This is a genomic window from Micromonospora saelicesensis (assembly GCF_900091575.1).
GTDB classification, from domain to species: domain Bacteria; phylum Actinomycetota; class Actinomycetes; order Mycobacteriales; family Micromonosporaceae; genus Micromonospora; species Micromonospora saelicesensis.
Map to the genome: position 1 here is coordinate 319,957 of NZ_FMCR01000002.1, position 21,793 is coordinate 341,749.

Sequence of the window (21,793 nt, forward strand, 5' to 3'; positions counted from 1 at the left end):
GCTATACGACGATGATCGTCGATGAATGAGACGCCGTGCGTCATCGGGTCCTCCTCGGGTGTCCACGCCCTGGGGTACGTCCCGACGGCCGAAGTATCCTGGCTTCCGGATCGACGCTCTCCCCCGGCCTTCCAACCGCAGACACACGGCCGTGACTCACGAGGGGGGATCGCTCCCCGGTGACAGTGGCGGGACCGCGTCGGATTCGCACCGACTTCCTTCACTGCCGTCAGGCCGCGAATGCTGCCACACCGTCGCGCCGCCGGTCAACGCGGACCCCACCCCCACCCGACCACGCTCACCACATTGACCTGCGAAAATATCGGCGCGCGGGGGATGCCTCTCGCCGCAATGGCGGGCTGGGCGAACTGGTTGATCGGCCACGCGGACTGGCCCCGTGGCAGGGGGCGGAGTGTTCACGCGGCCCCTTTGGAGCTGATGTTGTAGACGATTCAGCCGCCTCGACTCCCGGTCCGCGCCTCGGCTTCAGGTCCGGACCTACGGCGATGTCGCCAACGATTCAGCTCCAAAGGCGCCGAACGGCACATGCCCGGGACCGAACACGCCACGCGCGACGACCGACACCGGTCGACGCCCCGATCAGCGGGCGTGGCGTTCCGGGTGGGCCCGGCTCCAGGTCCGCATCCGTTCCGGGTAGCCGGTGCGCGCCGCCTCGTACAGCGGCACCGCGTGCTTGCGGGCGATGCCCCCGGCCGCGCGGGGCGTTCCGGTACGGCGGCGGATCCACTCGCCGTCGTGGGCGATCGCCACCACCGTGGTGTCCGTCGCGGTCGTCTCCGGCTCCAGGTAGAACTCCACCCCGCGGCGGGTGGCCACGAACGCCTCCAGCGCCGCGAGGTCCTCGCGGGTCGCCTCCCGGTCCAGCTTCGTCGGGGTCGCCTCGGCACCCCGTGACCGGCGGTTGAACCAGCTCATGCCCCGCCCCTCTCCTCGACGTCCCTCCAGTGCAGCACCGGTTCCTGGCAATACGCTGCACGCCGGATGGGAGAGAGCTGACCTGCGTTGGGAAATCCGTGTGGAACCCCCGGCGGGTGGGCGGTGTCATGAGTGTGATCCGAACGGAGGCTCCCCTGGACGACGAGGCGCTCGTCACCCGCGCTCGGGCAGGTGACCTGGAGGCGTACAACCTCCTGGTCGCCCGGCACACCGCGTCCGCGTACCGGACCGCGGTGCTGCTCGGCGCGGGCTCGGACTCCGAGGACGTCATCCAGGAGGCGTTTGTGAAGGCGTACCGGAAGCTGTCCCGTTACCGGGGTGACGCGTCCTTCCGGTCGTGGCTGCTCGCGATCGTCGCGAACGAGACCCGCAACCTGCACCGCTCCCGCGGCCGGCGCGACGGGCTCGTCCTGCGGGCGGCGGCAGCGGACCCGACGTCCGAGATCGCCGAGGACGACGCGGTCGGCGCGGTCCTCGCCGGGGAGCGCCGGGCGTCGCTGGTGCAGGCCCTGCGGCAACTGCCGGTACGGGACCGCGAGGTGATCGTCTGCCGGTTCTTCCTCGATCTCACCGAGGAGGAGACGGTGGCGGCTCTGGGCTGGCCCCGGGGCACTGTGAAGTCGCGTACGTCCCGGGCGCTGGCGAAGCTTCGTGGCCTGCTCGACCGTGAGGAGGTCCGGCATGGGTGACCTCGAACGGGAACTGCGCGACCTGTCCGCCTGGCTGGACACCCCGGATCCGCCCGACGTGACCGCCCGCGTCCGCGTACGACTCGGCACGCCCGCGCCCCGGCGGCGCCGGTGGCGGTCGCTCGCCGTGGTGGCGCTCGTCGCCCTGCTGGTGGCGGTGTTGCCGCCGACGCGGGCCGCGATCGCCGACGTCGTCACGGGGCTGCTGCGCTTCGCCGGGGTCAGCATCGCCACCTCACCCGCCCCGACGCCGCCCGGCAGCACCGCGTCGCCGTTGCCCGGGCAGCGGGCCGTCGCCCTGGACGAGGCCCAACGGTCGGTGCGGTTTCCGATCCGCCTGCCGGCGATGCTGGGCACGCCCGAGCAGGTGCTGGTCGCCGACCCGGACGCCACGGGCCGGTACCGGGTGGCGACGCTGCTCTACGACGGGGGCGCGCTGCGCGTCGACGCGTTCGACGGTCACCTCGACCTGGCCTTCCACAAGGAGGTCACTCCGCCGGGCGCGAACTGGGTCCAGGTCAACGGCGACTTCGCTGTCTGGGTCGACGGCCCGCACGTCCTGTCCTACGTGGACCGGGCGGGCGGGATCCGCCGGGAGACCGCCCGACTTGCCGGCTCGACCCTGATCTGGCAGGACGACGACGTGAGCTACCGGCTTGAGGGCACCCTCACCAAGGCCGAGGCGATCGAGATCGCGCGCTCACTGGCCTAGTACGCGTTCGGGTCCCAGTCTGCGAGCTGCTCCATCGGCTGGATGTCGCCGGTGGTCTCCAGGTCGTCGAGCGGGACGCGCTCGTAGAAGTAGAGGACCATGTCGCTCGCTGCGCCTCGCATCGCCATGTCGCCCGGCTCCGCGTCGGCGGCGAGGTCGTCGCAGCGGACGCCGTCGGCGTTGAGGGTCAGGCGCCAGGAGCGGCCCTCGGTCGTGTGCAGGTCGATGGTCGCCGGCTTGAACGGCCAGGGGACGGTCGTCGCCGCGACGGTCGTCAGGAACTCGTCGACGCCCTCGACCGCGACGTCCGTCGGCAGCGGCTGTGCGGCCCCCTGGGTGAGCTGGGCGTCGTAGGTGTGGACGGCCAACTCCTGGATCTGGTGGCGGGCCACAGCTCCGCTGGTCTGCGGGGCCTGCGAGCGGCCCCACCAGGTCCAGCAGCCGCGGTCCGGGCCGGCCGCGCGCATCGCGTCGAGCATGAGCTCGGTCGACTCGGCGAGCCAGGCGTCCAGGGCTTCGCGGTCGCGGGGCGCGGTCGGGGCGCCCTGGGGGTCCGTCCTCGCCGGGGGTTCAGCGCCCGGGCCCGCCGCGATGACGGCGGCCTGGCGGCGGCGGCCGTCGCCGAGGTGCTGTGCCAGTTCGCGCAGCGTCCAGTCCGGACAGGTCGGGACCTGGACGTCGAGGTCGGGGGCGGACGCGATCGCGGCGCGGACCGCGGCCGAGCGATCTTCGATCAGCCCCAGGACCTCGGGGAAATCCAACATGTTCTGCACTTCGGTTGTGTACCACTACGCTCCGGCCACCGGACAGCGAATTTGTCGGACGAACGCGTCGGCAGCCGAGCGCCCGGCGCCGTCCTGACTTACGCCTCAGGACAGCAGTGGTTCCTGGCCGGTCAGCCCGGTCTACGAGTCGTCCCGGCCCTGCCAGGTCGTCACACAAGCCTCGTTACCCTCGATATCGGCGAGAACCCAGAAGGCGGGAGCATGGGACGCGGATACACGTCGGCCACCGGCCGTCAGCGCGGCTTCGATCCGCCGTGGTGCCTCGTCGTGCGGGACACAAATGTCGAGATGGATGCGATTCCGGTCCGGGCGTGGCTGGTCCATCTGCTGAAACCACAGCGCCGGACCCTGTCCGACCGGGTCGACGATCGGGTCCTTGGGACCGTCGGCTCCCGCCTCGTCCGTGTAGCCCAGCACGGCCTTCCAGAACGGCCGGACCGCTGCGATGTCGAGCGCGTCGAGAGCGATCTCCACGAGCTGCACCGACCGCGGCGCTCCCGTACCAATCTCAGGCTCCGTCCGTAGCCCGACGTTCCGCATGGCGGCGGAAATCCGATGCGCAAGATCGATATCGCGAGCGGTGAGCGCCGCCCGATCCGACGACTGCAGGGTCAGGACGACCCGCTCTGGCCGGATATCAGCGCGTAGGTGCCCGTCGGCGTCGCTACCGCACGCCGCCACCACACGCGCCGCCACCTCGGTTGCCTGAACCAATGAGCCGACGCGGACCGACGTGCGCAACGCGCCCAGCAAGTACCGCCATCCCTGGTCACTGACCGCGTCCGAGGCCGCCTGCCGACCCAGTGTCTGTTCCACCCACGCATCCTCACATGCGCCCGTGAGGGTCGGCCCCCTCTGGCCTCGCCGCGGCCAAGCCGGTAAACGTTTCCGGTCAGAGCACTAGGAACCCGGCGGGCCTGGGCGGTGTCGGAAAGGTGCGACGAGTCCTCGGCGCATACCGGAAGGGGCGAGATGGGTTCCTGGGGCAGGTTGATGCTGGCATCCTCGGTGGTCCTGCTGGCGGGGTGCACGACCACCACCAGCGGCGCGGCGCCGACGGCGGGTGCGGCCACCACGGCGAGCACCGCGACCGCCTGCGCGGCGCGGGTCGAGACGGGGTCCCTGCCCGACTGGGCGGACGCCGGGTTCAGCGGGGACGCGCGGGTTCCGCACGTCTTCGGCGCGAAGGGTGACATCGTGGCGGTGCTGTTCGCCCATCCCCTGCGGCAGGTCCGGACGGACGGGTCGAACAACAAGATCCTCTGGGTGGCTCGCGCCGCCACGACCTCGCCCGACCCGACCGCACCGGCAACCCTGGTGATCACCGCGAGGCTGGACGGCACCGACACCCGGGTGATCCGGGAGGTCGCCGGCGGCCCCGGTCCGTCGATCATCGACCTGCCGCAGGCCGGTTGCTGGCGCCTCGACCTGCGCTGGTCCGGGCACACCGACACGATGGACCTGGTCTACGCCCCTTGAGCCAGTGCCCCGGTCGGCTAGGCTGCCCGGCGTGCTGGAGGACGTGCGGACGGCGGCCCGCAACAACGCCGAATGGTGCGACATCGTCTGCGGCAGCCAGGGGCTGACCGGCCGTACCGACGCCGACGCCTGGTCGGTCCCCCACCGTTCGCCACAGTGGTACCCGGACGCGGTCACAGTGCGGCCGGGCGTCGACGCCGAGGCCCTGCTGGCCCGGATCGACGCGGGGCCCGGCGCGTCGGTGAAGGACAGCTTCGCCGACCTCGACCTGTCCGGGTACGGGTTCCGGGTGCTCTTCGACGCCCAGTGGATCCACCGGCCGCCGTCGGCACCACCTGTCGACACACCGCTGGCCCCGGTCACCACACCCGACGAGCTGGCGGCCTGGGCGGCGGCCCACGGTGGTGGGGAGCTGTTCCGCCCCGCGCTCCTGGCCGACCCCCGGGTACGGGTTCTCGCCCGCCGCGACGACCAGGGCGTGATCATCGGTGGAGCGGTGCTCAGCGGCGACGGCCCGTACGGCGTCTCCAACCTGTTCACCCGCACCGACAGCTCCCGGGACATCTGGCGCGCGGTGTGCGCCACAGTGCCCGACGCACCGCTGGTCGGCTACGAAACCACAGCGGACCTGACGCCGGCGCTCTCCGCCGGCTTCACCACCACCGGCCCTCTCCGCATCTGGCTGCACGCCTAGCGCTCCGGCCACGGGCTCCGCGCACGGACAGCTATGCTGGGCGGCATCGGCACCGATCCGGCCATCACCGGGGAGCCTCCGGAAGAACGGGCAGCTCCGCCGCCCCAGTAGAACCGGACGTAGCGGCACGTCACGTCGCGAAATTGAGCGGCGCCTGCACCATCGAGGCGCAAGCGGGGTGGTACCGCGGAGTCCTGGCCATACGCCCGGCACTTCGTCCCCGCGTGGGCAGTGAGCTGATGCCCGCGCGAGCGGACGTGGAGTGTAGGGAGAACGTCGGTGCCGGACGGTCCGTTGAAGTCACCATTCGTGCCACTGCCCACCAAGATCGACCTTGGTGGGATGGACCGTGCGGTCATCGACTGGTGGCAGGCCAACAACGTGTTCAACCGGAGTCTGGAGCAGACGGCCGACGGCCCGCCGTGGGTGTTCTACGAGGGGCCGCCGACCGCCAACGGCACGCCGGGCACCCACCACATCGAGGCGAGGGTCTTCAAGGACCTCTTTCCCCGGTACCGGACGATGCGGGGCTTCTCGGTGCCGCGCCGTGCCGGGTGGGACTGCCACGGCCTGCCCGTTGAGCTCGCGGTGGAGAAGGAACTGGGGCTCAGCGGCAAGCCCGACATCGAGAAGATGGGCGTCGCGGAGTTCAACGCCCTGTGCCGCACCTCGGTGCTGCGGCACGTGGACGAGTTCGTCCAGCTCAGCGAACGTATGGGTTACTGGATCGACCTGGAGCATCCGTACCAGACCATGTCCCCGGAGTACGTGGACAGCGTCTGGTGGTCACTGAAGCAGATCCACGACGGCGGGCGACTGGTGGAGGACTTCCGGGTCGCGCCGTACTGCACCCGCGACGGCACGACCCTGTCCGACCACGAGGTGGCGCAGGGGTACGAGACCGTCACCGACCCCTCCGTGTACGTGCGGTTTCCGTTGCGCGGGGACGTAGCCGGCCACGGCGGCGTCGATCTGCTGGTCTGGACCACCACCCCGTGGACCCTGGTGTCCAACACCGCCGTCGCCGTACATCCCGCTGTGACGTACGCCGTCGCCCGCACCGGGCAGGGCACGTTCGTCGTCGCCGAACCGCTGACCCAGCGGGTCCTCGGCGACGACGCGGAGATCCTGGCGACCGTACCGGGGTCGGCCCTGGAGGGTCTGCGGTACGAGCGGCCGTTCGACCTGGTGGACATCCCGGACGCGCACCAGGTGGTCCTCGCGGAGTACGTCACGACCGAGGACGGCACCGGCCTGGTGCACCAGGCGCCGGCCTTCGGCGCGGACGACCTCGCCGTCTGCCGCGCGTACGGGTTGCCGCTGGTCAACCCGGTCGCCCCGAACGGGCGGTTCAACGACGGCATCGACCTGGTCGGTGGGGTCTTCTTCAAGGACGCCGACGCGTTGCTCATCGACCGCCTGAAGAAGTCTGGTCGGTTGTTCCGGCACGAACCGTTCGAGCACCCCTACCCGCACTGCTGGCGGTGCCACACGCCGCTGATGTACTACGCGCAGCCGTCCTGGTACATCCGGACGACCGAGGTCCGCGACGAGCTGACGCGGGAGAACGAGAACACCAACTGGTTCCCGGAGCACATCAAACACGGCCGCTACGGCGACTGGCTGAAGAACAACATCGACTGGGCGGTGTCCCGCGCCCGGTACTGGGGCACCCCGCTGCCGCTGTGGCGATGCCCGGACAACCACGTGACAGCTGTTGGTTCCCGTACGGAGCTCGGGGAGCTGGCCGGCGCCGACCTGTCCGAGCTGGATCCGCACCGCCCGTACGTCGACGAGATCACCTTCGCCTGCCCGGACTGCGGCCAGATCGCCACCCGCGTCCCCGAGGTGATCGACGCCTGGTACGACTCCGGGGCGATGCCGTTCGCGTCGTTGGGCTACCCCCACGTGCCGGGCAGCAAGGAGATCTTCGAGCGCACCTACCCGGCCCAGTACATCTGCGAGGCGATCGATCAGACGCGGGGGTGGTTCTACACGCTGATGGCGGTGGGCACGCTGGTCTTCGACCGGTCCCCGTACGAGAACGTCGTCTGCCTCGGGCACATCCTGGCCGAGGACGGCCGCAAGATGAGCAAACACCTGGGCAACATCCTGCTGCCGATCCCGTTGATGGACACGCACGGCGCCGACGCGGTGCGCTGGTTCATGGCGTGCTCCGGCTCACCGTGGTCGCCGCGCCGGATCGGGCCCGGCCCGCTCGACGAGATCGTCCGCAAGGTGTTGATGACCTACTGGAACACCGCGGCGTTCTTCTCCCTCTACGCGGCGAACTCGACGTGGGCGCCGCACCTGGCGCAGCCGGTCGCCCAGCGACCGGTGTTGGACCGGTGGATCGTCGGCGAGGTCCACGCCCTCGCGGCCGCCGTTGACGAACGAATGCAGAACTACGACACGGCGCGCGCCGGCCGACTGCTCGCCGACTTCATCGACGACCTGTCGAACTGGTACGTACGGCGGTCGCGGCAGCGTTTCTGGGAGGGCGACCCCGACGCCCTCACCACCCTGTACGAGTGCCTCGACATTCTCACGCGGCTACTGGCGCCGTTCATTCCCTTCGTCACGGAGGAGGTGTGGCAGCAGCTCGTCCGGCGCGGTGCGGAGTCGGCTCCGGAGTCGGTGCACCTGGCGACCTGGCCCACACCCGACACCACACTGATCAGCACGGAGTTGTCGGCCCAGGTGGCCACGGCGCGGGCGTTGGCTGAGGCGGGGCGGTCCGCGCGTAAGGCGAGCAGTCTGCGGATCCGTCAGCCGTTGAGCCGGGCGCTCGTGGGGCTGCCGACCGGCACCGTTCTCCCGCAGGCGTTGCTGGACGACATCGGCGACGAGTTGAACGTGAAGGTCCTCCAGCCGCTCGATCCCCAGAGCGGGATCATCGACGTGCAGGTCAAAGCGAACTTCCGGACCCTGGGCCGCCGGTTCGGCAACCGCACCCAGCACGTCGCGAAGGCGATCGCCGCCGTGGCCCCCCGGGACCTGGTCGACGGCGTCCGGGCGAACGGGACGTACCCGCTGTCGGTCGACGGTGCGCAGGTCGAGGTGGGCCTGGACGACATCCTGATCACGGAGGTGCCGCGCACCGGTTGGGTCGTGGAGTCCCAGCGCGGCGCGACGATCGCGTTGGACACCGAGATCACTCCCGAGCTGGCAGCCGAGGGCGTCGCACGCGACGTCGTCCGGATCATCCAGCAGGCCCGCCGCGACGCCGACTTCGAGGTCTCCGACCGGATCACGGTGTCGATCGCCGCCCCCGCGGACGTCGCGGCGGCGATCTCCACACATCAGAAGCTCATCGCACACGAGACCCTCGCGCTCCAGCTGACGGTTGTGGACGCACTGTCGGAGGGGTTCTCCGGCACTGTGGGCGACGGTCAGGAGGTTGTGGTGCACGTCGTGCGGGCCTGAGCGGTGACGGGGTGGACGATCAGTGCAGACGGGTCAGGTCCTCCGGGGTCAGGCGTAGGGCTCCAGCGGCGACGTTCTGCGCCAGGTGCTCCGGGTCCGAGGTGCCGGGGATGGCGAGCACGTGGGGGCCCTGGTGCAGGGTCCAGGCGAGGCGTACCTGCTGCGGGGTGACGCCGTGGGCGCGGGCGACCGCCTCCACGGCCTCGCCCTGGGCGGTGCTCGCGCCCGTCTCCCGTCCGGTGCCGGCCAGCGCGAAGAACGGCACGTAGGCGATGCCCCGCTCACCGCAGAGCCGGACGAGCGCGTCCTGCTCCCGGTAGGCGTCCACCCCGTAGTTGTTCTGCACGCAGACCACCGGAGCGATGCCCGCCACCTCGTCCAGCTGTTCCGGCCGGGCGTTGGAGAGCCCGAGGTGCCGGATCAGCCCGGCGGTCCGCAACTCGGCGAGCGCGCCGAACCGGTCGGCCACCGGCACCGCACCCGGCCCCCGGCCGAGGCGCAGGTTCACCACGTCGAGCTGGTCGCGGCCGAGCCGGCGAAGGTTCTCCTCCACCTGGGCCCGCAACTGCGCCGGGGTGAGCGCCTCGGTGAAGCCCGCCTCCGGGTCGTACCCGAAACCGACCTTGGTGGCGATCACCAGATCCTCCGGGTACGGGGCGAGCGCCGCGCGGATCAGCTCGGTGGCGTAGCGGGCCGGGCCGGTGCCGACGCGCAGGGTGCCGCCGGGCGAGACGTAGAACGCGGCAGTGTCGATGTGGTTGACACCCAGCTCCACGGCGCGGCGCAGCAGGGCGACGGCCCGGTCGGGCTCGGGGTTCGCGGTGATCCGCATGGAGCCGAAGCCCATCCGGTGCACGGTGCGGTCGCCCAGGGTCCAGGTGCCCGCCGCGGCGGCGGTGATCTCATCGGTTGGCATCGGGCGACCGTAACCAGTGCGGGTGCGCGGCGCAGTCGGCCGCGCACCCGATACCGCCCGGCGGCGAAGTGGGTTAGTTTTTAACTACCGACGGAGCAGTTTCAGCGGAGTGCGGCGGGCGCAGCACCGGCACCAGCAGCAGGGTCGGCAGCAGCAGCAACGGCACCGCCAGCAGCGCGCGTAGGGTGCCGACCTCGTCGCCGACCAGCCCCAGCAACGGCGGGCCACCGAGGAACGCGGTGTAGCCGATCACCGCGACCACGCTCACCCGCACCGCCGCGTGCGCCTCGTCGTCGGCCGCCGCGCTCATCCCGACCGGGAAGCCCAGCGACGCACCCAGGCCCCACAGCGCGACACCGATGACGGCCACCGGCCCGGAGCCCGCCAGCACGGCCAGGCCGGCGCCGACCACGGCGAGGCCGATGGTGCCGCTGAGCACCGCCACCCGACCCCACCGGTCCAGCGCGATGGTGCCGACGGTGCGTCCGACGGTCATGCCCACCACGAAGACCGCGAAGACCGCCGCGCCGGCGGCCTCGCTCAGGTCCCGTCCATCGATGAACGCGACGGCCAGCCAGTCGTTGGCGGCGCCCTCGGTGAACGCCGCGACCAGCACGAACAGCCCGATCAGCAGGGTGCGCGGCTCCCGCCAGGCGGCGAGTTGCGCCCGGCGACGGGCGGCCGGGGTGGCGTCCGCCGGGTCGCCGGTGTGATCGCTGCCCACGGGCAGGAACGTCCGGGCGGCGAGCGCGGTGCCGGTCAACACGACCACCGCCACCGCGACGAGATGCGCGCCGACCGAGACGTCGAACCGGGCCGCCCCGGCGCCGAGCGCCGCTCCGGCCACCGAGCCGAGGCTCCACCCGGCGTGGAACCGGGGCATGATCGTACGGCCCAGCCGCCGTTCCACCGCCGCGCCCTCGACGTTCATCGCCACGTCGCAGGCGCCGGAGCCGTAGCCGAGCGCGACCAGGCCCAGGGCGACGATGGCGAACGACCCGGTCATCGTGGCGCCCAGCCCCGCCACGGTCAGGCCGACCGCGACCAGCACGGTGGCCATCGTGACGGTGCGGGCCGCACCGAATCGCTGGGCGAGCAGGCCGGAGGTGGGCATGGCCAACAGCGCGCCGACACTCATCGCCAGCAGCAGCAACCCGAGTCGGCCGGCGGAGAGGTCCAGTGCCTCCCGGACCGCCGGGACGCGGGAGAACCAGCTGCCGACGGCGAGCCCGTTGAGGGTGAAGGTGACGGCGACGCCGTTGCGGGCGAGCCGCACCGTCCGCAGGGTCGGCGATGCGGTGTCCCGGGCTACGGGTCGACTGGTGGGGGCGCTCACGAGGGTAGGTCCTCTTTCTCGGGGTGATCTCCTGGCACGATCGCACACCTGAGAGCGCTACCACCACAACCGGGAACCGCCCCTTACCGCTGCTGTTCGGGCCGGGGCATGATGTGCGCAGGCGTTGGTCCGACCGGACGGGCCGCCGCAGGAGGCGACGATGACGACAGCGGCACAGCGGCCGGCCACTCTCGAGGACGTGGCCCGGGTGGCCGGGGTGTCCCGGTCCACGGCGTCGCGGGTGATCGCCGGCACGGGGTTCGCCTCGCCGGCCGCCCGGAAGCAGGTCACGGCAGCCGTCGACCAGCTCGGCTACGTGCCCAACCCGGCCGCCCGGGCGCTGGTCAGCGGCGGGGGCGGCGTACGCCTGGTGGTGGCCGTTCTGGGCACCAGCGCCGCGGTGCTGGACGACCCGTACGTGCACCAGGTGGTCGGCGCGGCCGCTCGGGTGTGCACGCCCGCCGGTGTCGGGGTGGCGCTGTACTGGCTGCCGTTCGGCGACCCCCGCAGCCTCGACCAACTCGACGGGGATCGCAGCGTGTGCGGGGTGATCCTGGTCAACACGACCGAGGACCTGCTGGAGGCGGTGCCGCGGTCGCTGCACGGTCGGGTGGTCTCGATCGGCGTCGGCTCGGCGACCGTGCCGTCGTTCGACGTCGACAATGCTGCCGGTTCCGAAGCGGTGCTGCGCCACCTGTACGCCTCGGGTCGCCGCCGGATCGCCATGGTGACCGGCCCCCGGTGGCTGCCCTGCGCGCAACGTCCGGTGCAGACGTACCGCCGACTGATGGCCGAGGCCGGCCTGCCGGAGCGGATACTTCCCGGGGACTTCCGGGCACCGCGTGGCCGGGCGGCGGCCGGCGAGGCGCTGCGCCGCTGGCCGGACATCGACGCGATCTACGCGATCAGCGACGACACCGCGCTCGGGGTGATCGCGGGCCTGCGGGACGCCGGTGCGCGGGTGCCCGCGGACGTCGCGGTGGCCGGCTTCGACGACATTCCGTTGGCCGGGATGACCGCCCCGGCGCTGACCACGGCGAGTCATCCGGTGGGGCGGATCGCCGCCGCCGCGGCCACCGCCCTGCTGGACGGGCGCCGGGCGGCACCGGTGACCCTCTTCCCGTCCGCCCTGGTGGCGCGGGCCAGCGCATGAGTCGACGCTCGGCCGAGCGCGCTGACGGTTAACCCCGTACGGGCCGGGTAACCGCGTCGGACCTTTCGTCCACCGTGAGGAGCGCCGACCCGTGTCCGACTCCGCGCCGTCGCACTGGGACCCGGCGCCGAGCCCTCGGGACGGCCGGTTGACCGCCCGCCGCCACCCGCCGGTGGCGTCGGGCCGCACCGGGCTGGTGCCGATGACCGGCCCCGACGGTGACCGGCTGGCCCTGGGGTACGTCCCGGAGCCCGCGACCGACGGTTCGGCGTACCGGTTGGTGCTGCTCCTGCACGGTGCGGGCGGTTCGGCGCGACAGGGGCTGGACCTGCTGTTGCCGGTCGCGGACGCGCAGCACCTGCTGCTGGTCGCCCCGGACTCGTCGGCGGCCAGTTGGGACCTGATCGCCGGCGGCTTCGGGGCGGACGTGGGGCGCATCGACGGGCTGTTGGCGACCGTCTTCGACACGTACCCGGTGGCCGACGTGACGGTCGGCGGCTTCTCCGACGGCGCCTCGTACGCGCTGTCACTGGGCCTGGCGAACGGGGATCTGGTCGACGCGGTGCTGGCCTTCTCCCCCGGTTTCGCCGCGCCACCGGTCACCCACGGCCGGCCACGGATCTTCATCTCGCACGGCGTCGACGACCGGGTGCTGCCCATCGATGTGTGCAGCCGCCGTCTCGTCCCCCGCCTGCACGATCTCGGCTACGACGTGACCTACCAGGAGTTCCCCGGCGGCCACGACATCCCCGCCCCGATCCGCGATTCCGCCATCGCCTGGCTCAACGCCCATCCTCCCCGGGCAGGGAACCAGCGTTGAGCAGTACGGACGTCAGACCGGCGGGAGGCCGAGGGCGTCGTCGACCCGGGCGAGTACGGCGGCGTCGTCCTCCGGGTTGACGCCGCGCAGCAGGTCGATGGCCGTGGCCCGGACCTGACCGATGATCATCGCTAGGGGAAGGGTCTGCGTGGGACCGAAGAGCTGCCCGGCGGCGTGCACCGCGGCCAGCGCCGACTCGTCGGCCCGGGTGGCGTGTCGGTCAGCGGTCTCCTCCTGCCCGTTCAGGTCCGCGGCGAGGGCGGCACCGGCCTGACGGACCGCCTCGGCCAGTGACCGCAGGGCAGCGCCCAGCTCCGGCGGGGCCGGAGTGTGCAGCCGGCTGAGGGTCACGCCCGCGCGGGCCAGCACGCGGACGTTGCGGACCGCGTAGTCGATCTGCCGGATCGACTCGTCCACCGAGCGCAGCCGACCGATGTGCCGACGTCGGCGGACGTTGAGCCGCAGCGCCTCACCGGCGGCCAGCACACCGTCGCGCAGCCCGTCCACCCGGGCGTCCATCCCCCGCGCCTGCCTCAGCGCGGCGACCGCCGCCGGTTCGTCGCGGTCGTCCAGCGCGTCGGCGATCCCGCCGAGCAGCCCGGCCAACTCGTCGAAGGTCCGCCGTACCTCGGCGACCAGCGGCGCCAGCGGATGCCGGGCGTCGACCAGCAGGCTGGCCGCGAGGGCGACCGCGCCGCCGACCAGCGCGTCGACGAAGCGGAACGGCACCAACGAGCCGTCCGGCGGTGCGACCACCACCAGGTAGAGCGCGGAGACCGCCGCCTGCACCAGCGTCACGCCGGTGGCGCCGAAGGCCACCGCGAGGAGGACGGTGAGCAGGATGACGGTGAACACCGTCCAGGTGCTGCCCGGGCCGAGCGCCTGCACCACCAGGTCCGCGACGAGCACCCCGGCGGCGACCCCGAGGATCACCTCGACGGCCCGGCGGATGCGCTGCCCCCGGGCCTGCCCGAGGACGATCAGCGCGGCAGCCGGCGCGAAGAAGGGCTGCGGGTGCCCGAGCAACCGGGTGGCCAACAGCCAGGCCACGGTCGCCGCGACGGTCGCCTCCAGCACCGGCCGCCAGCCGTGCCGCAACCGCCCGCCGGCCGTCCGCAGGCCGCTGAACCGCCCCATCGCCCAACCTCTCCCACCCACGCGGCCGGCCCGCCGCCCCGGCCCCGCCGCCCGGCCCGCCGCCCGGCCGCCAGCTCACCACACCCGTCACCAGTGCACGCCGGCATACCGCCAAGGTTCGACACCACGCCGCCGGCTCACCGCAGCACGCCGTCCGCTCCCCCTTTGGAGCTGATGCCGTGAACGAATCAGGCTCGATGCCGCAAACGATTCAGCTCCAAAGGGCCCGCCCACGGCACATGCCGGCAGCCCACCACATCCCGAGGCGATCGTCTCCCATCACGCGTCGGAGCTGATCACCGGGCTGCTTGCGACCCGCCCGAGCGCCAGCGCGCCGCCAGACCCGCACACCACCAGGCCCGCGCACCACCAGGCCCACGCACCGTCGGGCCCGACCACCGTCGGGTCCGCGCGCTGCCGGGCCCTCACACGACAGGGCTCGGCGACCCGCTCGCCGACCGGCGCCGGTCGGGTCAGCTTCCGGTGAGGGCGCGCAGCAGCGTACGGACGGCGGCGCTCAGGTCGGCACGGCTGGCCGCGGTGCCGGGCGGTGGGGCGCTGAGCGCGCCCGCGCCGGCCAGTCGGTCGAAGAGCAGCCCGTCCACGAATGCCACGAACTGGTCGCCCTGCCGGTCGGGGTCGGTGGCCCCGGCCCGGGTCAGCAGGTCCCGGGCCTGCACCCGCAGGCCGGTGCCGTGTTGCAGGATGCCGCGCAGCTCGGGCCGGTGCACCGCCTCCAGCAGGCAGGCGTAGCGGGCGAGGCTCCGGCTGCGTCCGGTGCTCAACCAGCGGTCGAGCACCTCGGCGACGCCGGCGGCGAGCGCGTCGAGGTCGCCGCTGTCGAGCCGGGGGGCAGGGGTCGGGGGTGGCGGGCCGGTCGGCAGGTCGTACGCGGCCAGGTCGGCCCGGTCCCGTTCGGCGAGCCGTCCGACGACCGCCTCGATCAGCGCCTGTCGGGTCCGCAGGTACGCGGAGGTGGTGCCCGGCGGCATTCCGGCGCGGCCGTCGACCGCCCGGTGGGTCAGGGCTCGCATGCCACCGTCGGCGATCAGTTCGATGGCCGCGTCGGTCAGCGTCGCGATCCGGTTCGCCCGTGCCGTCATGGCACTCCTCCCTTCCGGTGGTCCGCAGGTAGTATCACTCTTCTACAGATGTAGAAGGAGGATCGACATGGTCGACTCACACGCGGTGGTGGTGGGCGCCGGCATCGGCGGGTTGAGCGCGGCGCTCGCCCTGCACCGACACGGGTGGCGGGTCACCGTGCTGGAGCGCGCCCCCGAGATGCGCGAGGTCGGCGCCGGCCTGAGTCTGATGGCCAACGCGGTGCGCGCTGTGGACTCCCTCGGCCTCGGCCCGGCCCTGCGCCGGGGCGGACACGGCGAGGCGCCCGGCGGGATCCGCAACCGGCACGGCCGGTGGTTGTCCCGGGTGGACGCCTCGGAGATGGTCCGGCAACTGGGCACCACGGCGCTCGGCGTGCACCGGGCCACGCTGCACCGCACCCTGCGCGAGGCCCTGCCGGCCTCGTCCTTGCACACCTCCGCCGCGGTGGATCACGTCGAGTCGGGCCCGGACCGCGCCGACGTGCGCTACCAGGGGCCGGACGGCACACACACCCTCACCGCCGATCTGGTGGTCGGCGCCGACGGCCTGCGCAGCCGGGTCCGCGCCCAGCTCTGGCCGCACCACCCCGGCACCGTGTACGCCGGTTCGACGACGTGGCGGGCGGCCATTGCGTTTCCCGATCCGATCCCGGCCGCCATCACCTGGGGGCCGGGGGCCGAGTTCGGCATGGTGCCGATCGGCGACGGCCAGCTCTACTGGTACGGCGCGCTGAACGCCCCGCCCGGCGGCCACGCCCCCGACGAGCTGGCGGCCGTGCGGGAGCGCTTCGGCGACTGGCACGACCCGATTCCGGCGCTTCTCGCGGCAACCCCACCCGACGTCGTGCTGCGCAACGACATCCACTACCTGGCCGAGCCGCTGCCCTCGTACGTGCGGGGCCGGGTGGCGCTGCTCGGCGACGCCGCTCATCCGATGACACCCAACCTCGGGCAGGGCGCCGGGCAGGCGATCGAGGACGCGGTGGTGCTCGGCGCGGTCTGCGCCGGCGGCGCCGAGGGAGTGCCCGCCGCCCTGGCGGCGTACGACGAGCAGCGTCGACCACGCAGTCAGTCCGTTGCCCGCGCCTCCTACGTCGCGGGGCGGTTCGGACAGCAGTTGCACAACCCGATTGCGTTCGCGATGCGGAACATCGCGTTGCGGCTCACCCCGGGCCGGGTAGCCCTGCGCAGCATGGCCCGCTACGCGGACTGGCGACCGCCGGCGGGCTGAGCTGGCCCGGTGATCCGGCCGGTGGCCAGGGCGGCGTACTCCGCCGAGGCGAGGAACTCGGTCAACACCTCCACGGTGCCTGGCGTCCACTGACGACCGTCGAGCACTTCGGCACCGGGGACGAAGAGCATCGCCGCGCCCTCGCCGAGCACCACGTCCTCCTGCCGGGCCCTGGTGCTGCCGAGGAAGTAGTGCTTCACCCGGGCCAGTTCTGGCAGCGTCTGCACGGCGACCGGGCGCAGTGGCCCGTCGGCCCGCAGGCCGGTCTCCTCCAGCAACTCCCGCTCGGCGGTCTGCTCCGGTGTCTCCCCCGGCTCGCCGTGGCCGCCGGGCAGCCCCCACACGTTCGGGTGGTGCGTCGCGTCGCCGTCGCGCAGTTGCAACAGCAGCTGCCCGTCGGGATCTACCAGCAGGACGCACGCGACAATTCTCATCCGACCAGACTACGGCCGACGACGAACCGTCATGGCCCCAAAGCTCCAGAATAGTCATTCGGGTCGCCGTCGGGGCTAATCAAAGGCGACAGTGCGCCGGTACAATCGGCGACTTCGTTGTGACCGATCGCTGACTGCTGATGATGAAAGCGATCACACACACTGAGCCCATGAACAGGAGAGTCAACCGCGGTAGGGCACTCCGCGTCGCGGTGTGCCTCCTTCTTCTCGCCGCGCTGAGCGGCTGCATGCAACTCAACATGGGGTTGACCGTCAACGCCGACGACACGGTCGACGGGCAGCTCCTGCTGACGGCCCAGAAGTCCGTGCTGAGCGGGCGTAACAAGAACCTCCCGGTCGCCTTCGCGGAGTTGCGGCAGAACATCCCCGCCCTACCGGCGGGTGAGGAGACCCTTTACCAGGACGGCACTTTCTACGGCTCCCAGATCAGTTACCGCAAGGCGCCGCTGGCCGGTTTCGACACCGAGAGCGTGAAACTGGTCAGGGACGGCGATCTTTACCGCTTCACGCTGCCGCTCGATCCCAAAAAATATGGCGGAAAGGTTGCGGAGCAGAATCCGCAAAACCAACAGGCGTTCCTCAAGCTCATGTCGTTCGAGATCTCGGTGACATTTCCCGGCCGGGTGATCGACAGCAATGGCACCGTCAACGGCCGTTCGGTCAGTTGGAAGGTCGATCCCAACCAGGAGAAGCCAGCCGAGCTGCGGGCCGTGGCCGAGGCGCCACCACGACCGTCCACCTCGCCGGTCGCCGCCGGCGACGAGGACGACGGCGGATTCCCCTGGTTGCTGGTCGTCGGCGGTGTCCTCCTCCTGCTGCTGCTCGCCGCGGTGGGCGTACTCCTGGTTCGCCGCCGTCACCCCGCGGTGCCGGCTGCACCCGGTCCGACCCCGCCGCCGGGCCCGCCCGCCGGCGCCCCGGGGCCCGGCTGATCCATCTGGTGGCCGGCTCAGCCGGCCACGCCCGGCCCCGGCCGCCCCCAAAACGACGGCGACCGGCCCCGGTGCTCCCCGCAGGGAGCACCGGACCTCACCACCACCACATCCCGGTCGCACCATCGCAGAAGGGGGATCGTCATGAACGATCTCTTCACCTGGGCAGCCCTGGGGACCATCGCCGGCGCGAGCGCCGCGACCCTGCTGGCCACCAACGTCATCGGCGGGCTGATCGGCCCGAGCGGCGACAAGCTCCGCAAGTGGATTGCCATCGCCATCGCGCTGCTGCTGTCCTACGTGACAGCGGCGTTCGCCGACGAGGCCGGCGGCGAGAAGTGGATCATCGCGTTCTTCAACGCGCTGGTCATCTTCTCCGCCGCGCTCGGCGTCAACCAGTTCCCGCCCGGCAACCGACAGGCGACGCCGACCCAGGTCGCGAGCGGTCGTGAGCCCCGAGTCTTCCGTTCCTGGGTCTGAGGGGTGCTGTCATGGTCTTCGGAATTCTCAGCGCAGCCATTCAGGTCGGCTTCGCCGCACTGCTCGGCTTCCTCGCCGGTGGCTCGATCGGGCTGCTGATCGGCGCCGTCGTGGGCCTGGTGGTCGGCGCGGTCTTCGGCTGGTCGGTGGCCTCCGCCGGGGTGTACGCCTCGGACGCCCGCGGCATCTTCCTCTTCGTCGTCGACCACACCTGGAGTCTGCTCAACACTGTCGTCGGCGCCATCTACCTGACCGTGCACCTGATCTTCGGGCACTCACTGGACCGGCCCACGTCACTCAACAGCGGTCGGGTCAGCGTGGTGGAGGGGGTCTCGCCCCGCTACGCCACCACCATCGGCACCGTCTGCGCCGGCTCCAGCTCCGGCATCCAGCGGCACGAGGACGTGCACATCTTCCAGGGCCGCCTGCTCGGGCCGCTCTACATCCCCCTCGTCCTGGCCAACTACGTCCTGTTCACCATCGCGCCGGTGTGGCTGCTCTACCACGACCACACCAACGCGCCGATCAACCGCTTCACCCGGTACTTCGAAATCGGCGTCTACCCGCACGTGTGGAACGAGGCCATCGCGTACCGGATCCAGGGGACGCCGCCGCGATGACCACCCACGGGCGCGGACCGATCGAGACCGCCACCGCCGAGCTGGTCGCCTGGGTGACCACCGCGGCGGGGGAACCGGTCCCGGTCGGCCCGCCCCGCGCGTGCGACGACGCCGACGGCCTCACCCTCTGGCCGATGGAGCTGCGCCCGGCCCGGCAGACCCGCTCCAGCGGCGCGGTCCGCGAACCGTACCGGTTCACGGTCCGCCACCTGCTCTGCGTCACCGGTCCGGCCGGGTTGCCCCGGCTGGACCGGGTGCTCACCGCCGCGACCAGCGACGGCAGCTACCCGGTCGTGCTGGAAGCCGGTGATCCACCACTGTGGGCGGCGTTCGGTACGGCACCCCGACCGGCGTTGCTGATCGACGTTGCGGCGCAGGTGGACCACCCGACTCCGGCCGCGCCGCCGGTGCTGCAACCGCTGCGGTTGCGGCAACTCGACGTACGCAGCCTCAGTGGGCGGGTGGTCGGCCCCCAGGAGCAGCCACTGGCCGCGATGCGGGTCGAGCTGCCCGGCACCGGGTCCGCCACCCGCACCGACACCGAGGGCCGGTTCCTGATCGTCGGCGTCCCGCACGACCCCGAGCACCCGAGCCCGGTCCGGCTGCGGCTGACCGGACGCGGACTCGTCCTCACCGCCGACGTCGACCCGGCCGAGGACGACATCGTCATCGTCTGCGCGCCACCGACCCACTGACACCCACTGGCACAGGAGGACCGATGCCCAGTTACTTCTCCCCCGGCATCTATGTCGAGGAGGTCCCCAGCGGCGCCCGACCGATCGGGCCGGCGAGCACCAGCATCGCCGCCTTCGTCGGCGTCGCCCCGGACCGCTCCGCCCACCTGGGCAAGGCGGTGCCGGTCAACAACTGGACGGAATTCCTGCGGCTCTTCGCCGGTGGGGAGGGGGTGGAGAGCACCCCGCTGGCCCGGGCGGTCTTCGGCTTCCTGGACAACGGGGGTGCCCGCTGCTGGGTGGTCAACGTCGGCGAGGGCGGCGCGATCACCGGCACCGGGCAGCGGCGTGGCGGTCTGCAACTACTGGAGGCCGTCGACGAGATCTCCATCATCGCCGCGCCCGGTTTCCACGACGTGGTGTCGCACGAGGCGCTGCTCAGCATGGCCGAGCGCACCCGCACCATGGTCGCGATCTGCGACCCGGCACCGGACATCGACGACATCTCCGCGTTGACCCGGGTCGCCACGCCGTCCTCCGGCAAACCCCCCAAGCCCGCCGAGGGTACGGGCGGCACGGCCGGCGGTCCCGGCGGCGGTCCGGCCCAGCCGGGTGGCTCCGGCGGCCACGAGGGAGCCGCCTACCGGCCGCGACAGTCCGAGTTCGGCGCGTTCTACTACCCCTGGCTGCGGGTGCGCGACCCGATCAGCGGCGAGTTGGAACTCACCCCGCCGAGCGGGCACCTGGCCGGCATCTGGGCCCGCACCGACGCCCTGCGCGGGGTGCACAAGGCACCGGCCAACGAGCCGGTGCGCGGCGCCGTCGACCTGGGCTACCTCGTCACCCGACCGGAACACGACGTGCTCAACCCCAAGGGCGTCAACGTGATCCGCTACTTCGCCGGCGAGGGCATCCGCGTCTGGGGCGCCCGTACGCTCGCCGCCGAGGCCAGCGAGTGGCGCTACCTCAACGTCCGACGCCTCAGCATCGCCATCGAGCAGGCCATCGCCAACGGCACCCGGTGGATGGTGTTCGAGCCCAACGACTTCACCCTCTGGCGTTCGATCCGGCGCGACATCGGGGCGTTCCTCACCCGGGTGTGGCGCGACGGCGCGCTGCTGGGGCGCAGCCCGGAGGAGGCGTTCTTCGTCAAGTGCGACGAGGAGACCAACCCGCCGGACGTCCGCGACGCGGGCATGGTGATCGCCCACATCGGCATCGCGGTCGTCAAGCCCGCCGAATTCGTGGTGTTCAAGCTGAGCCAGTGGGCCGGCGGCACCGAGACCGAGACGATCGGAGGCTGACATGCCCACCACCGCCACCCCGCAACCCGGGGCCCCGGTCGACCCGTACCGGGCGTACAACTTCCGACTGCTCATCAACGGCGTCACCAACGGCCACTTCACCGAGATGACCGGGTTGGAGGTGAACATCCCCGGGCAGCCGTACCGGGAGCACGGCCTGGGTCGGATGCGGATGGTGCCCGGTCAGGCCGAGTACGAGCCGGTGACGCTGCACTTCGGCCTCACCGCCTCCCGCGAGTTGTGGGACTGGGTGAACGCCACCGCCCAGGGCACCCTCAACCGGCGCAACGTCTCGGTGGTGCTGCTCGACTCGGTCGGGACGGCCGAGGTGCTGCGCTGGAACCTGATCGACGCCTGGCCGACCCGGTGGCGCGGGGCACACCTCAACACCCTCAGCCACGAGATCGCCATCGCCTCGCTGACCCTGCGCTACGAGGGCCTGGAGCTGGAGACCGGCGGTGCCACCGCGCCGACGCCCGCGTAGCTGGCTGGCCGGCCGGCTGCGCTCGGCGGCCGGGGCGGTGCAGCGCCTCGCCGGGCGGGTCGAGCCCGCCGGCCACCTTCCGCAGCCGTCGCAGACATCCGAGGCGACACCACGCCGTTTCGGGGAGCCGCCGCGGCACTGGCTGGACCTGGTCGCCGCCCACGCGCCCGGCCTGCTGCACGACCTGGACCTCGATCCACCCGCCGCCGAGCCTGCGGAGGGGCGCGAGGACGCCGCCGGCTGGCCCGGCTTCGCCGAACGGCTCGACCAGGACGGTCCGGACCGGTGGGCCGCGGTGACCCGACCGGCGCAGCCCGTCCGAGAGGACGCCACGTTCCCCGCCGACACGACGGGTCGTCGTGCCCCCGACACGACGGGTCGTCGTGCCCCCGACACGACGGGTCGT

Annotated in this window: 22 protein-coding genes, 1 pseudogene and 1 riboswitch; of the genes and pseudogenes, 15 read left to right on the top strand and 8 right to left on the bottom strand. The window is 72.2% G+C overall.

From position 1 onward, the window contains the following. Window positions 1-69: 69 nt before the first annotated feature. Window positions 70-246, bottom strand: a riboswitch (cobalamin riboswitch). Window positions 247-600: 354 nt separating this feature from the next. Next, on the bottom strand, window positions 601-936 hold the full coding sequence (locus GA0070561_RS09420) for a hypothetical protein (RefSeq protein WP_091398432.1): 336 nt from the start codon (window positions 934-936) through the stop codon (window positions 601-603). 128 nt (window positions 937-1,064) lie between these two features. On the opposite strand from GA0070561_RS09420, the gene GA0070561_RS09425 reads away from it, so the two are divergent. After that, complete coding sequence (locus tag GA0070561_RS09425) at window positions 1,065-1,646, top strand: RNA polymerase sigma factor (RefSeq protein ID WP_112588106.1); 582 nt, start codon at window positions 1,065-1,067, stop codon at window positions 1,644-1,646. Further along, window positions 1,639-2,358 (top strand): hypothetical protein, encoded by a 720-nt coding sequence (locus tag GA0070561_RS09430; protein WP_091398436.1) that lies wholly within the window; start codon window positions 1,639-1,641, stop codon window positions 2,356-2,358. The genes GA0070561_RS09425 and GA0070561_RS09430 overlap by 8 nt, the downstream gene beginning before the upstream one ends. On the opposite strand, the gene GA0070561_RS09435 is transcribed toward GA0070561_RS09430, so the two are convergent. Together GA0070561_RS09435 and GA0070561_RS09440 are read right to left on the bottom strand one after the other, a co-directional pair. Beyond that, complete coding sequence (locus GA0070561_RS09435) at window positions 2,355-3,122, bottom strand: maleylpyruvate isomerase family mycothiol-dependent enzyme (RefSeq protein WP_244166192.1); 768 nt, start codon at window positions 3,120-3,122, stop codon at window positions 2,355-2,357. The two genes, GA0070561_RS09430 and GA0070561_RS09435, sit on opposite strands and share 4 nt — an antisense overlap. 141 nt (window positions 3,123-3,263) lie before the next feature. Continuing rightward, window positions 3,264-3,959, bottom strand: coding sequence for a VOC family protein (locus tag GA0070561_RS09440; protein WP_091398445.1), 696 nt, complete (start codon window positions 3,957-3,959; stop codon window positions 3,264-3,266). 177 nt (window positions 3,960-4,136) lie between these two features. Between GA0070561_RS09440 and GA0070561_RS09445 the strand changes: the two genes are divergently transcribed. The 3 genes from GA0070561_RS09445 to ileS all read left to right on the top strand — a co-directional run bounded on the left by GA0070561_RS09445 (window position 4,137) and on the right by ileS (window position 8,742). Further along, window positions 4,137-4,622, top strand: a complete 486-nt coding sequence (locus GA0070561_RS09445; RefSeq protein ID WP_244166131.1) for a hypothetical protein — start codon at window positions 4,137-4,139, stop codon at window positions 4,620-4,622. A gap of 31 nt (window positions 4,623-4,653) precedes the next feature. Beyond that, on the top strand, window positions 4,654-5,316 hold the full coding sequence (locus tag GA0070561_RS09450; RefSeq protein WP_091398451.1) for a hypothetical protein: 663 nt from the start codon (window positions 4,654-4,656) through the stop codon (window positions 5,314-5,316). 279 nt (window positions 5,317-5,595) lie between these two features. After that, on the top strand, window positions 5,596-8,742 hold the full coding sequence (ileS, locus tag GA0070561_RS09455) for an isoleucine--tRNA ligase (protein WP_279616356.1): 3,147 nt from the start codon (window positions 5,596-5,598) through the stop codon (window positions 8,740-8,742). 19 nt (window positions 8,743-8,761) lie between these two features. Here the strand turns inward: ileS and GA0070561_RS09460 are convergent, their stop codons facing one another. After that, on the bottom strand, window positions 8,762-9,658 hold the full coding sequence (locus GA0070561_RS09460) for an aldo/keto reductase (protein WP_091398454.1): 897 nt from the start codon (window positions 9,656-9,658) through the stop codon (window positions 8,762-8,764). Between the two features lie 73 nt (window positions 9,659-9,731). After that, entirely contained in the window at window positions 9,732-10,994 is a 1,263-nt protein-coding gene (locus GA0070561_RS09465) for an MFS transporter (protein ID WP_091398457.1), read from the bottom strand. A 160-nt stretch (window positions 10,995-11,154) separates the two neighbouring features. On the opposite strand from GA0070561_RS09465, the gene GA0070561_RS09470 reads away from it, so the two are divergent. Together GA0070561_RS09470 and GA0070561_RS09475 are read left to right on the top strand one after the other, a co-directional pair. After that, window positions 11,155-12,147: a LacI family DNA-binding transcriptional regulator gene (locus GA0070561_RS09470; RefSeq protein WP_091400104.1), complete on the top strand. Its 993-nt coding sequence runs from the start codon at window positions 11,155-11,157 to the stop codon at window positions 12,145-12,147. A gap of 91 nt (window positions 12,148-12,238) precedes the next feature. Continuing rightward, window positions 12,239-12,967, top strand: coding sequence for an alpha/beta hydrolase (locus GA0070561_RS09475; RefSeq protein WP_091398461.1), 729 nt, complete (start codon window positions 12,239-12,241; stop codon window positions 12,965-12,967). A gap of 12 nt (window positions 12,968-12,979) precedes the next feature. On the opposite strand, the gene GA0070561_RS09480 is transcribed toward GA0070561_RS09475, so the two are convergent. Both GA0070561_RS09480 and GA0070561_RS09485 read right to left on the bottom strand, forming a co-directional pair. Next, window positions 12,980-14,104 (bottom strand): FUSC family protein, encoded by a 1,125-nt coding sequence (locus GA0070561_RS09480; RefSeq protein ID WP_091398464.1) that lies wholly within the window; start codon window positions 14,102-14,104, stop codon window positions 12,980-12,982. Between the two features lie 473 nt (window positions 14,105-14,577). After that, a complete protein-coding gene (locus tag GA0070561_RS09485) occupies window positions 14,578-15,207 on the bottom strand; it encodes a TetR/AcrR family transcriptional regulator (RefSeq protein ID WP_091398468.1) in 630 nt (209 codons plus the stop codon). Between the two features lie 67 nt (window positions 15,208-15,274). Here GA0070561_RS09485 and GA0070561_RS09490 point away from each other — a divergent pair, with 67 nt between their 5' ends. Next, entirely contained in the window at window positions 15,275-16,438 is a 1,164-nt protein-coding gene (locus GA0070561_RS09490; protein ID WP_091398471.1) for an FAD-dependent oxidoreductase, read from the top strand. On the opposite strand, the gene GA0070561_RS09495 is transcribed toward GA0070561_RS09490, so the two are convergent. Further along, window positions 16,408-16,872, bottom strand: a complete 465-nt coding sequence (locus GA0070561_RS09495; RefSeq protein ID WP_091398473.1) for an NUDIX hydrolase — start codon at window positions 16,870-16,872, stop codon at window positions 16,408-16,410. The genes GA0070561_RS09490 and GA0070561_RS09495 overlap by 31 nt on opposite strands. A gap of 170 nt (window positions 16,873-17,042) precedes the next feature. On the opposite strand from GA0070561_RS09495, the gene GA0070561_RS09500 reads away from it, so the two are divergent. The 7 genes and pseudogenes from GA0070561_RS09500 to GA0070561_RS33910 all read left to right on the top strand — a co-directional run. Next, the gene (locus GA0070561_RS09500) at window positions 17,043-17,825 is read left to right on the top strand and encodes an LppM family (lipo)protein (protein ID WP_141710339.1); all 783 of its coding nucleotides are present in this window, start codon (window positions 17,043-17,045) and stop codon (window positions 17,823-17,825) included. Between the two features lie 144 nt (window positions 17,826-17,969). Beyond that, on the top strand, window positions 17,970-18,305 hold the full coding sequence (locus tag GA0070561_RS09505) for a hypothetical protein (protein WP_091398478.1): 336 nt from the start codon (window positions 17,970-17,972) through the stop codon (window positions 18,303-18,305). Between the two features lie 11 nt (window positions 18,306-18,316). Next, window positions 18,317-18,925, top strand: a complete 609-nt coding sequence (locus GA0070561_RS09510) for a glycine zipper family protein (RefSeq protein ID WP_091398481.1) — start codon at window positions 18,317-18,319, stop codon at window positions 18,923-18,925. Continuing rightward, window positions 18,922-19,620: a carboxypeptidase-like regulatory domain-containing protein gene (locus GA0070561_RS09515; protein ID WP_091398483.1), complete on the top strand. Its 699-nt coding sequence runs from the start codon at window positions 18,922-18,924 to the stop codon at window positions 19,618-19,620. The genes GA0070561_RS09510 and GA0070561_RS09515 overlap by 4 nt, the downstream gene beginning before the upstream one ends. Before the next feature lie 23 nt (window positions 19,621-19,643). Further along, complete coding sequence (locus GA0070561_RS09520) at window positions 19,644-20,903, top strand: phage tail sheath subtilisin-like domain-containing protein (RefSeq protein WP_091398487.1); 1,260 nt, start codon at window positions 19,644-19,646, stop codon at window positions 20,901-20,903. A gap of 1 nt (window position 20,904) precedes the next feature. Further along, on the top strand, window positions 20,905-21,387 hold the full coding sequence (locus tag GA0070561_RS09525) for a phage tail protein (RefSeq protein WP_030327509.1): 483 nt from the start codon (window positions 20,905-20,907) through the stop codon (window positions 21,385-21,387). Beyond that, a pseudogene (locus GA0070561_RS33910) lies at window positions 21,362-21,793 on the top strand (hypothetical protein); the annotation flags it as partial. The gene GA0070561_RS09525 and the pseudogene GA0070561_RS33910, both read left to right, overlap by 26 nt.

Excerpts from the sequence above, each read along its gene's own strand:
- GA0070561_RS09420 (WP_091398432.1), bottom strand. The coding sequence starts at position 936 with ATGAGCTGGTTCAACCGCCGGTCACGGGGTGCCGAGGCGACCCCGACG.
- GA0070561_RS09425 (WP_112588106.1), top strand. The coding sequence starts at position 1,065 with ATGAGTGTGATCCGAACGGAGGCTCCCCTGGACGACGAGGCGCTCGTC.
- GA0070561_RS09430 (WP_091398436.1), top strand. The coding sequence starts at position 1,639 with ATGGGTGACCTCGAACGGGAACTGCGCGACCTGTCCGCCTGGCTGGAC.
- GA0070561_RS09435 (WP_244166192.1), bottom strand. The coding sequence starts at position 3,122 with ATGTTGGATTTCCCCGAGGTCCTGGGGCTGATCGAAGATCGCTCGGCC.
- GA0070561_RS09445 (WP_244166131.1), top strand. The coding sequence starts at position 4,137 with ATGCTGGCATCCTCGGTGGTCCTGCTGGCGGGGTGCACGACCACCACC.
- GA0070561_RS09460 (WP_091398454.1), bottom strand. The coding sequence starts at position 9,658 with ATGCCAACCGATGAGATCACCGCCGCCGCGGCGGGCACCTGGACCCTG.
- GA0070561_RS09470 (WP_091400104.1), top strand. The coding sequence starts at position 11,155 with ATGACGACAGCGGCACAGCGGCCGGCCACTCTCGAGGACGTGGCCCGG.
- GA0070561_RS09480 (WP_091398464.1), bottom strand. The coding sequence starts at position 14,104 with ATGGGGCGGTTCAGCGGCCTGCGGACGGCCGGCGGGCGGTTGCGGCAC.
- GA0070561_RS09485 (WP_091398468.1), bottom strand. The coding sequence starts at position 15,207 with ATGACGGCACGGGCGAACCGGATCGCGACGCTGACCGACGCGGCCATC.
- GA0070561_RS09490 (WP_091398471.1), top strand. The coding sequence starts at position 15,275 with ATGGTCGACTCACACGCGGTGGTGGTGGGCGCCGGCATCGGCGGGTTG.
- GA0070561_RS09495 (WP_091398473.1), bottom strand. The coding sequence starts at position 16,872 with ATGAGAATTGTCGCGTGCGTCCTGCTGGTAGATCCCGACGGGCAGCTG.
- GA0070561_RS09500 (WP_141710339.1), top strand. The coding sequence starts at position 17,043 with ATGAACAGGAGAGTCAACCGCGGTAGGGCACTCCGCGTCGCGGTGTGC.
- GA0070561_RS09505 (WP_091398478.1), top strand. The coding sequence starts at position 17,970 with ATGAACGATCTCTTCACCTGGGCAGCCCTGGGGACCATCGCCGGCGCG.
- GA0070561_RS09510 (WP_091398481.1), top strand. The coding sequence starts at position 18,317 with ATGGTCTTCGGAATTCTCAGCGCAGCCATTCAGGTCGGCTTCGCCGCA.
- GA0070561_RS09515 (WP_091398483.1), top strand. The coding sequence starts at position 18,922 with ATGACCACCCACGGGCGCGGACCGATCGAGACCGCCACCGCCGAGCTG.
- GA0070561_RS09520 (WP_091398487.1), top strand. The coding sequence starts at position 19,644 with ATGCCCAGTTACTTCTCCCCCGGCATCTATGTCGAGGAGGTCCCCAGC.
- GA0070561_RS09525 (WP_030327509.1), top strand. The coding sequence starts at position 20,905 with ATGCCCACCACCGCCACCCCGCAACCCGGGGCCCCGGTCGACCCGTAC.